The organism is Kribbella sp. NPDC005582, assembly GCF_040605415.1.
Classification (GTDB): Bacteria; Actinomycetota; Actinomycetes; order Propionibacteriales; family Kribbellaceae; genus Kribbella.
Genome location: NZ_JBEXCU010000013.1, coordinates 1 through 7,023, shown reverse-complemented (window position 1 = coordinate 7,023; position 7,023 = coordinate 1). Strand labels below are relative to the sequence as shown.

General features: G+C 67.9%; 9 protein-coding genes and 1 tRNA gene. 6 read left to right on the top strand and 4 right to left on the bottom strand.

All coding sequences use genetic code 11. The features are described 5' to 3' along the window. The first annotated feature begins 135 nt into the window (after positions 1–135). Positions 136–954, top strand: coding sequence for an aminotransferase class IV (locus tag ABZS29_RS38640; protein WP_355470036.1), 819 nt, complete (start codon positions 136–138; stop codon positions 952–954). Here ABZS29_RS38640 and ABZS29_RS38635 read toward each other — a convergent pair. Beyond that, positions 944–2,347 (bottom strand): MFS transporter, encoded by a 1,404-nt coding sequence (locus ABZS29_RS38635; RefSeq protein WP_355470035.1) that lies wholly within the window; start codon positions 2,345–2,347, stop codon positions 944–946. The two genes, ABZS29_RS38640 and ABZS29_RS38635, sit on opposite strands and share 11 nt — an antisense overlap. Before the next feature lie 124 nt (positions 2,348–2,471). Between ABZS29_RS38635 and ABZS29_RS38630 the strand changes: the two genes are divergently transcribed. Both ABZS29_RS38630 and ABZS29_RS38625 read left to right on the top strand, forming a co-directional pair. Then, entirely contained in the window at positions 2,472–3,332 is an 861-nt protein-coding gene (locus ABZS29_RS38630) for a helix-turn-helix transcriptional regulator (RefSeq protein WP_355470034.1), read from the top strand. Then, entirely contained in the window at positions 3,314–4,012 is a 699-nt protein-coding gene (locus tag ABZS29_RS38625; protein WP_355470033.1) for an SDR family NAD(P)-dependent oxidoreductase, read from the top strand. Before ABZS29_RS38630 ends, ABZS29_RS38625 begins: the two co-directional genes overlap by 19 nt. A gap of 42 nt (positions 4,013–4,054) precedes the next feature. On the opposite strand, the gene ABZS29_RS38620 is transcribed toward ABZS29_RS38625, so the two are convergent. Beyond that, on the bottom strand, positions 4,055–4,621 hold the full coding sequence (locus ABZS29_RS38620; RefSeq protein WP_355470032.1) for a CGNR zinc finger domain-containing protein: 567 nt from the start codon (positions 4,619–4,621) through the stop codon (positions 4,055–4,057). A 130-nt stretch (positions 4,622–4,751) separates the two neighbouring features. Between ABZS29_RS38620 and ABZS29_RS38615 the strand changes: the two genes are divergently transcribed. After that, positions 4,752–4,823 (top strand) — tRNA-Val (locus tag ABZS29_RS38615). Positions 4,824–5,000: 177 nt separating this feature from the next. Here ABZS29_RS38615 and ABZS29_RS38610 read toward each other — a convergent pair. Continuing rightward, the gene (locus tag ABZS29_RS38610; RefSeq protein WP_355470031.1) at positions 5,001–5,567 is read right to left on the bottom strand and encodes a dihydrofolate reductase family protein; all 567 of its coding nucleotides are present in this window, start codon (positions 5,565–5,567) and stop codon (positions 5,001–5,003) included. Positions 5,568–5,646: 79 nt separating this feature from the next. Further along, entirely contained in the window at positions 5,647–6,093 is a 447-nt protein-coding gene (locus ABZS29_RS38605) for a pyridoxamine 5'-phosphate oxidase family protein (protein ID WP_355470030.1), read from the bottom strand. A 98-nt stretch (positions 6,094–6,191) separates the two neighbouring features. On the opposite strand from ABZS29_RS38605, the gene ABZS29_RS38600 reads away from it, so the two are divergent. Beyond that, positions 6,192–6,575: a hypothetical protein gene (locus ABZS29_RS38600; RefSeq protein ID WP_355470029.1), complete on the top strand. Its 384-nt coding sequence runs from the start codon at positions 6,192–6,194 to the stop codon at positions 6,573–6,575. Between the two features lie 42 nt (positions 6,576–6,617). Further along, positions 6,618–6,890, top strand: a complete 273-nt coding sequence (locus tag ABZS29_RS38595; RefSeq protein WP_355470028.1) for a hypothetical protein — start codon at positions 6,618–6,620, stop codon at positions 6,888–6,890. Positions 6,891–7,023: the final 133 nt, after the last annotated feature.

Sequence of the window (7,023 nt, the reverse complement as noted above, 5' to 3'; positions counted from 1 at the left end):
CGAGAAGAACATTAGCCCATCCCGCCCCGAGTTCAAAAATCGGGGTCCCCCACTGGACGACGTACCGTCACCTGCCGGTCACCAGCAGGTCCCGAATCGCCTTAGCACTAAGGTGTTCCGTGGAAGGAGCGGCACATGCGGATCTGGGTGAACGGCGAGCTCGGCGGTGAACTGGCGACAGTTCCGGCCCTCGACCACGGACTGACGACCGGCGACGGAGTCTTCGAGACGATCAAGATCGTCAACGGACAACCCTTCGCCGTACGGCGGCATCTGGAGCGGCTCGTCCGTTCCGCGACCGGCCTCGGCCTCCCCGCGCCCGACGTCGCACGGATCGAGAGCGGTATCGCCGAAGTGACCGCCGCGGACCCCGGCATCGCGTTCGGCCGGCTGCGCATCACCTTCACCGGCGGCGTCTCCCCGCTCTCCTCGGACCGCGGCACCACCGGCCCCACGATCGTGATCGCCACCCAAGCCATCGAGCCGCCCGCCCCGACCTCGGCGATCGTCACCGTCCCCTGGACCCGCAACGAACGCAGCGCAGTCGCCGGCCTGAAGACCACGTCGTACGCCGAAAATGTCCGCGCCCTCGCCTACGCCAAGGAGCGCGGCGGCAGCGAAGCGATCTTTGCGAACACCGTCGGCGCTCTCTGCGAAGGCACCGGCTCCAACATCTTCTGCGTGTACGACGGCGAGCTCGTCACCCCGACGCTCGAGTCGGGCGCGCTAGCCGGCGTGACCCGAGCACTCGTCATCGAGTGGTTCGGCGCCACGGAACGCGACGTACCCCTTGAACAGCTCTTCGAGGCCGACGAGATCTTCCTCACATCGACCACCCGCGACGTCCAGGGCATCCACCGGGTCGACGACCGCGAACTGCCGGCCCCCGGCTCCATCACCGCCCAGGCCGCGAAGATCTTCGCGGATCGCTCGCTCGAGGACCTCAACCCCTAGTACTGCAGGGCCGATTGGGCCCGCGCAGCATCAGGGCCGCGACCATGGTCGCTACCAGCATCACAACCGCGATGCACAAGGCGATCCGCCGACCAACCATGAACTCCCCTCGGTCCGCGACCAAGGCTCCGAAGACGGCCACCGCGAGCGCGCCGCCCGTCTGCCGGAAGGAGTTCAGGATCCCGGCGGCCAGTCCGGCGCGGTCGGCGGCGATGTCGTTGAGCAGGACGGCGGTCAGCGACGGCACGACCAGCCCCAGGCCGAGGCCGGCCGGGATCAGCATCGCCGCGATCACTGGTCTGCTGGTCCCGTTGTCCATCCAGAGCAGGCCGAACATTGCCAGCGCGAAGATCGCTTGCCCTCCAGCGATCGGCATCCGCGGTCCACAGCGTGCCGCAGCCCTGGCCGAGACCAGGTTGGCCCCGGCGATCACGGCCATCATCGGGAGGAACATCAGCCCCGTCGCCATCACGGACAGCTTCAGAACGTCCTGGAAGAACAGACTCAGCACGAACACCGACCCGTAGAACGTGGCATTGACCACGAAGCCGATCGCGGCCGAAACCGTCACCGTGCGCGAACGGAAGAGGTCGAGCGGAACGATCGGCGCGGCGGTCCGTGCCTCGATCACGATGAACACGGCCATGGCCACCACGGCGAGCCCTAGGCAGCCCAGCACCAACGGCTCGCCGAAGCCGTTCTCTCCTCCGTCGATGACGGCGAAGGTGAGCGCCGCGAGCGCGACGATCGCCGTGAGTTGGCCGTACGGATCGAGCGGCCTGGCTCGGCGCGGTGAGCGCTCCGCGCGGGTCAGCACCGCAAGGGTGGCAATGCCGACGGGCAGGTTGACGACGAAGATCGCCCGCCAGCTCAGGATGCTGGCCAGCACACCGCCGACCACCGGCCCGGCGGCAACCGCGACGGCTCCGCCGGCGGTCCACAACGCGATCGCCCGTGCCCGTTCGGCCGCGTCGGGGAAGGCTTGCCGGACGAGGGCGAGTGAGGAGGGCAGCATGATCGCCGCCGCGCTCCCCTGGAACAGGCGGGCCGCGATCAGCTCGCCCAGCCCCGGTGCCAGTCCGCAGGCCGCCGAGGCGACCGTGAAGACCGCGACGCCGGCGCCGAAGGCGCGGCTCGCCCCGACCCGGTCGGAGAGTGCACCCGCGGAAAGCAGGAGCGCGGCGAACATCAGGGTGTAAGCGTCCACGATCCATTGCAATCCCGCCATGCTGCCGCCGAAGGCCCGCCCGATTCCGGGAAGCGCGACGTTCGTCGCCATGGCGTTGAAGTTGAGCAGAAAGATCCCCATGAGCGTGATCGCCAGGACGAGCTTCGGTGCGGCCGTGCGTCGCCCGGCACCCTGTGACACGCGGGCTGGTGCAGGAGTGGTCATCCGTCCAGGCTGGTGAGGTTCGCGAGGGCTAGGCAGACCGTGATCTCCCGGGGTGCGTCGTAGGGGGTGTGACAGGGCCTGGTTGCCGGCCGTACTCGTGCCCACACGCTGACAAAATGGCGACATGACCGAGTTCGGGAGGTTCCTGCTGGCTCGCCGTGGCGACCTACGTCCGGCAGACGTCGGGCTACCCGCCGGAACCCGCACCCGCCGTACGCCGGGTCTGCGCCGGGAGGAGCTGGCGGCGCTGGCCGGTGTGAGCATCGACTACTACGTCCGTCTGGAACGCGGCAAGGAGACCCATCCGAGCCCCTCCGTGGTCGAGGCGCTGGCCGACGCGCTTCGCCTCAGCCAGGAGGAGCGCGGCTTCTTGCGCGAGCTGGCGGCGCGGGCGGCGCGGCGTGCGCCCGAACCCCGGCCCCTGCCGTCGCGGCGGGTACGTCCGACCGTCAGGCAGCTTCTGGAGACGCTCCGGCCCAACCCGGCGTACGTCGTGAGCCGCACCAACGACCTGCTGGCAGCCAATCCCGGCGGGCTGCGGTTGTTCCCCGGTCTTACCGACTGGCCGGAGCAGCAGCGGAACACCGTCCGGTACGTCTTTCTGCATCCGGCTGCCCGCGAGCTGTGGGTGGACTGGGAACGGAAGGCCAAGGGGTGCGTCGCCCAGTTGCGGGCGCTGGCCGGCACCGATCCGGATGCCCCGGATCTCGCCGCACTTGTCGGCGAGCTGATCGTCAAGAGCCCCGACTTCAACCGGCTCTGGGAGCGGTACGAGGTGCGCACGATCGGCGAGGGCGAGAAGACACTCCGGCACCCGGAGGTCGGCTTGATGACGCTCTCGCACGAAGGCCTGTCCCTGAACCGCGCCCAAGGCCAGCGCCTGATTGTCTACACGGCGCCTCCCGGCAGCCCGGACCACGACAAGATGACGCTCCTCGACCTCGCCGTCACCAAGGAGGCCTTGCCATGGAACCCGTCACACTGATCAGCGGCGGTTCGAGCGGGATCGGTGCGGCCACTGCCCGCGTCCTGCTCGAGCAAGGCCACCGGGTGGCGATCACCGGCCGCGATGCCGGTCGCCTCGCCGCGTTCGCCACCTCCGCCAGGGCGGGCGAGCGGCTGCTGACCATCACCGGTGACGCCGGCGACGAGAGCCATGTCGCCGCTGCCGTGCGTCAAGTCGTGGGCTTGTGGCGCCGATTGGACACGGTGATCGCGAACGCCGGGTTCTCCTTGCCCGGCACGCTGGAGGACCACGACCCGGCAGCCATGCGCGCCATGGTTCTCACCAACATCCTCGGCCCGGCTCTGCTGGTACGCGAGGCACTGCCACACCTGAGGAAGTCCAAGGGCCGGGTCGTGATCGTCGGTTCGGTCGCGGGCACCAGGAACACGCCAGGCAACCTGTACTCCGTCACCAAGTGGGCCGCGCACGCCCTGGCCGAGAACGTCCGGCTCCTGGTGGCCAAGGACCGCGTCGGCGTCACTCTTGTCGCCCCAGGGGTTGTCGACACCCCGTTCTGGGACGACCGCGGTGGATCACCCGCAGCGGCGCCGGCACTGACCGCCGAGCAGGTCGCCGAGGCGATCCTGTACGCCGTCGATCAACCCGAAGGCGTGGACATCAACCACCTCGTGATGCGGCCCGCCGGTCAGGTCAACTGATCTCGACCGCGCTCCGCGAACGAGACGAGCAAGGATGCCGGCCTACTCCCCCGACGCCTTGCGGCGCTCGCGGTACGCGGCGACGTGCAGCCGGTTCCCACAGGTCCGCGCATCGCAGTAGCGCTTGGAGCGGTTCCGCGACAGGTCGATCAAGGCGTCGTCACAATCGGGCGCCTCACAACGCCTCAACCGCTCCCGCTCCCCCGCCGAGATCACCTGCGCCAGCGCGATCCCGCACTCGACCGTGATCCGGCACGCCAACGACGAACCGTCCCGCGAGTAGTGGATGTGCCACGGGTGCCCGTCGTGGTTCGTCAGCCGCGGCGTCGTCGTACCGCGGGCGATGATCGCGTTGATCATCGCCGCCGCCTCGGCATCCGACTCCGTCGTGAACACGGGTGCGAACAACGGCCGCAGATCCCGGACATCGGCCAGGTCCTTGTCCGTCAGCACCCCGACCGCACTGAACTCCCGCTCCTGGACGAACTTCTCCAGCTCCTCCAAGGTCCCCATCGTGTCGACCTGGCTGTTCGGCCCGGGCAGCGTGTTGACCAGCCGGACCAGCGTGCCGAGCGCCTGCTCGGTGTCGTGCGAGAAAGTCACAATCACGTCTCCAACGCGACGGGGTCTCCGTCCTGGCCCAAGAGTAGCCCGCCCCGATTAGAACGTCGCCGAATCATGCGCTAAGGTTTCACCCGCAACACCCCACCAGGCAACACAAGCAACACGCACCACGCCTGGGCGATTGGCGCAGTGGTAGCGCGCTTCGTTCACACCGAAGAGGTCACTGGTTCGAACCCAGTATCGCCCACGAAGTCGATAGGCGACTCGTGTCCCCGGAAGCGGGGACCGGGTCGCCTTCGTCGTGTTGTGCGCCTGCGCTTCGCTTGGCGCGGGCGGGGGCTTCGCCACCCGCACCCCCCGTACGCCTCGCTTCGCTTTGGCGGCTTCGGTGGCGGCACGCTCCCCGGTCCCGGCTTGCGCGGTGCTAGAGGTGACGGTGGTAGATGAGTTTGGTGACTGTTTGGTCGAAGGTTTGGGTCTCGACCAGGGCGAGGGGCTGGCGGTTGCGTACTTCTTGCAGGAGGGCGGGGCCGGCTCCCAGGGCTACGGGGTGGACGTAGATCTGGTACTCGTCGATCAGGTCGTGGCGGGCGAGGTTGGTGATTGTTTCGCCGCTGCCGATCAGGTAGAGGTCGCCGGTGGCTTGCTGTTGCAGGTGGGTGAGGGCGCCTAGGTCGGGTAGGACGGTGGTGTTCCAGTCGGCGGACTGGAGGGTCTTCGACAAGACGGCTTTGGGCGTCGACTTCCAGAGTTTTGAGTACTTGACGAGCCATTGGTCGTTGGCCGGGTCTTGGTCCGCGGTCGGCCAGTAGCCGGCCATGCCCTCGTAGGTGCGACGGCCGTAGAGGAACACGCCTGCCTTGCTGTGCTCCGTGACGAAATGCTCGTGCAGTTCGTCCTTGACCACGAACCAGTCGAGTTCGCCGCTCGGGCCGGCGGTCCGGCCGTCCAGTGACAGCTGCACCGATACGACGATCCTGTTACCTGACATGACGCGCTCCTTCATGACATGAGCTGATGACACTGGCCAGTCGGAGCCGGTGCGAGCGCCTTGACATGCCCGGGAGGTCTCAGATTTGCCAGGTTCCGTTGGTCATCAGGGTTCTGTCCTTTAGTTCGTTGGCTTCTCGCCAGGCTTGGATCTGGGTGGGGGTGACGCGGATGAAGGGGTAGTTGGGCAGGGGGCGGGGGTCGAAGCCGGCTTTGGTGGCGAAAGCTTGAGCTTGGGCGGGGGTTGGCTGGGTGTCGTCGGTGGTTCCGATGACGTGTACGACGTCGCGGACGGTGCCGATCGTCAGTTGCAAGCGCGGGTTTTCGTGGAGGTTGCGGGCGGTGGGGTTGGTGGTGGCGGTGGACAGGTAGAGGTGTTCGCCGGTCCAAAGGAAGGACAGGGGTATCAGGTACGGCGTTCCGTCCAGGCCGGCGGTGGAGACCCAGGCGTCGACGTCATGGGTGAGGCGGTGGAGGGTGTCTTGCTTGCGGATGGCAAGGGGCCGAGGCTGGTCGGTCGCAGTCATTTCGACACCGTTTCATGGCGTGCGGAGCTGTGGCGAGCGTGGCGGGGACGTTGCGGGTGGGGCCCTCGTTCTTGAGGTGAGGCTTGGGGGGTGACGAGGTGAAGGTTCAGGAAGTATTGCGGTTGTGGGACGGGTTTCCGGTAGGAGCTGGGGCTCGCCCGATCGTGTTGATGGACTGTGCGGTCGGGCCCGGCGGGTTGCCGCGGGTTGAGCATCGCGAGCAGGTGCTGCGTGGGCGGCCGGTGGTTTCCGAGGTTGAGCTGCCGGCCGGGATGTTGGAGCGGCTGCAGCCGGAGCATGCCGCGGGCCAGGCGGAGCCGGCTCGGGTGGTGGCAGTGCGGCGGGTCTATCCGGAGTTTCGGACGGATCGCGGGCATCGGCCGTTGCCTGCATGGCATCTGGAGCTCGAGGTCCCCGACCACCAACGTGGGGCCGGACGTCTCCAGGTGCTGGACGCCTGGACGGAGGCAAGGCTGTGGTGACCGGCGGGGCTCAGCAGGCGGTGGCTGGGCGGGATACCTGGGATGTCGGCGGCCAGACTGACGGATCGGGGCCGATTCGTGCGGATGACGGTCAGTGGGCCTCTGCCGTCGTACGCCGAGGTTCGGGTCCGTGCGGTGCACGAGTCGCGGAGTGCGGTGCTGGCCGAGATCGTGGAAGTGCCCTATCGGCCGGGATCGGGCATGCCGCTGGTGGCGGTCGGGCGGCCGGTTTCTTTTCGTTTGCGGGCGGCGTTGGGCGCACGCGTCCTGGTGCTGAGCAACGGGGTTCCTGTGGAGGTGATCCCGGTCGGATGAGTGACGAAATCGGGGCCATCGATCGGCGTGTTGAGTGGACAGAACGGGTGGTGCTTGTGTGACGAATGAGGCCGTTTTCAGGCGTGAAAACTCGGTTTTGGCGGACGCGAAAAGTGCGCTACTGTTCTGCTCA

Excerpts from the sequence above, each read along its gene's own strand:
- ABZS29_RS38640 (WP_355470036.1), top strand. The coding sequence starts at position 136 with ATGCGGATCTGGGTGAACGGCGAGCTCGGCGGTGAACTGGCGACAGTT.
- ABZS29_RS38635 (WP_355470035.1), bottom strand. The coding sequence starts at position 2,347 with ATGACCACTCCTGCACCAGCCCGCGTGTCACAGGGTGCCGGGCGACGC.
- ABZS29_RS38630 (WP_355470034.1), top strand. The coding sequence starts at position 2,472 with ATGACCGAGTTCGGGAGGTTCCTGCTGGCTCGCCGTGGCGACCTACGT.
- ABZS29_RS38625 (WP_355470033.1), top strand. The coding sequence starts at position 3,314 with ATGGAACCCGTCACACTGATCAGCGGCGGTTCGAGCGGGATCGGTGCG.
- ABZS29_RS38610 (WP_355470031.1), bottom strand. The coding sequence starts at position 5,567 with ATGTCAGGTAACAGGATCGTCGTATCGGTGCAGCTGTCACTGGACGGC.
- ABZS29_RS38605 (WP_355470030.1), bottom strand. The coding sequence starts at position 6,093 with ATGACTGCGACCGACCAGCCTCGGCCCCTTGCCATCCGCAAGCAAGAC.
- ABZS29_RS38595 (WP_355470028.1), top strand. The coding sequence starts at position 6,618 with ATGTCGGCGGCCAGACTGACGGATCGGGGCCGATTCGTGCGGATGACG.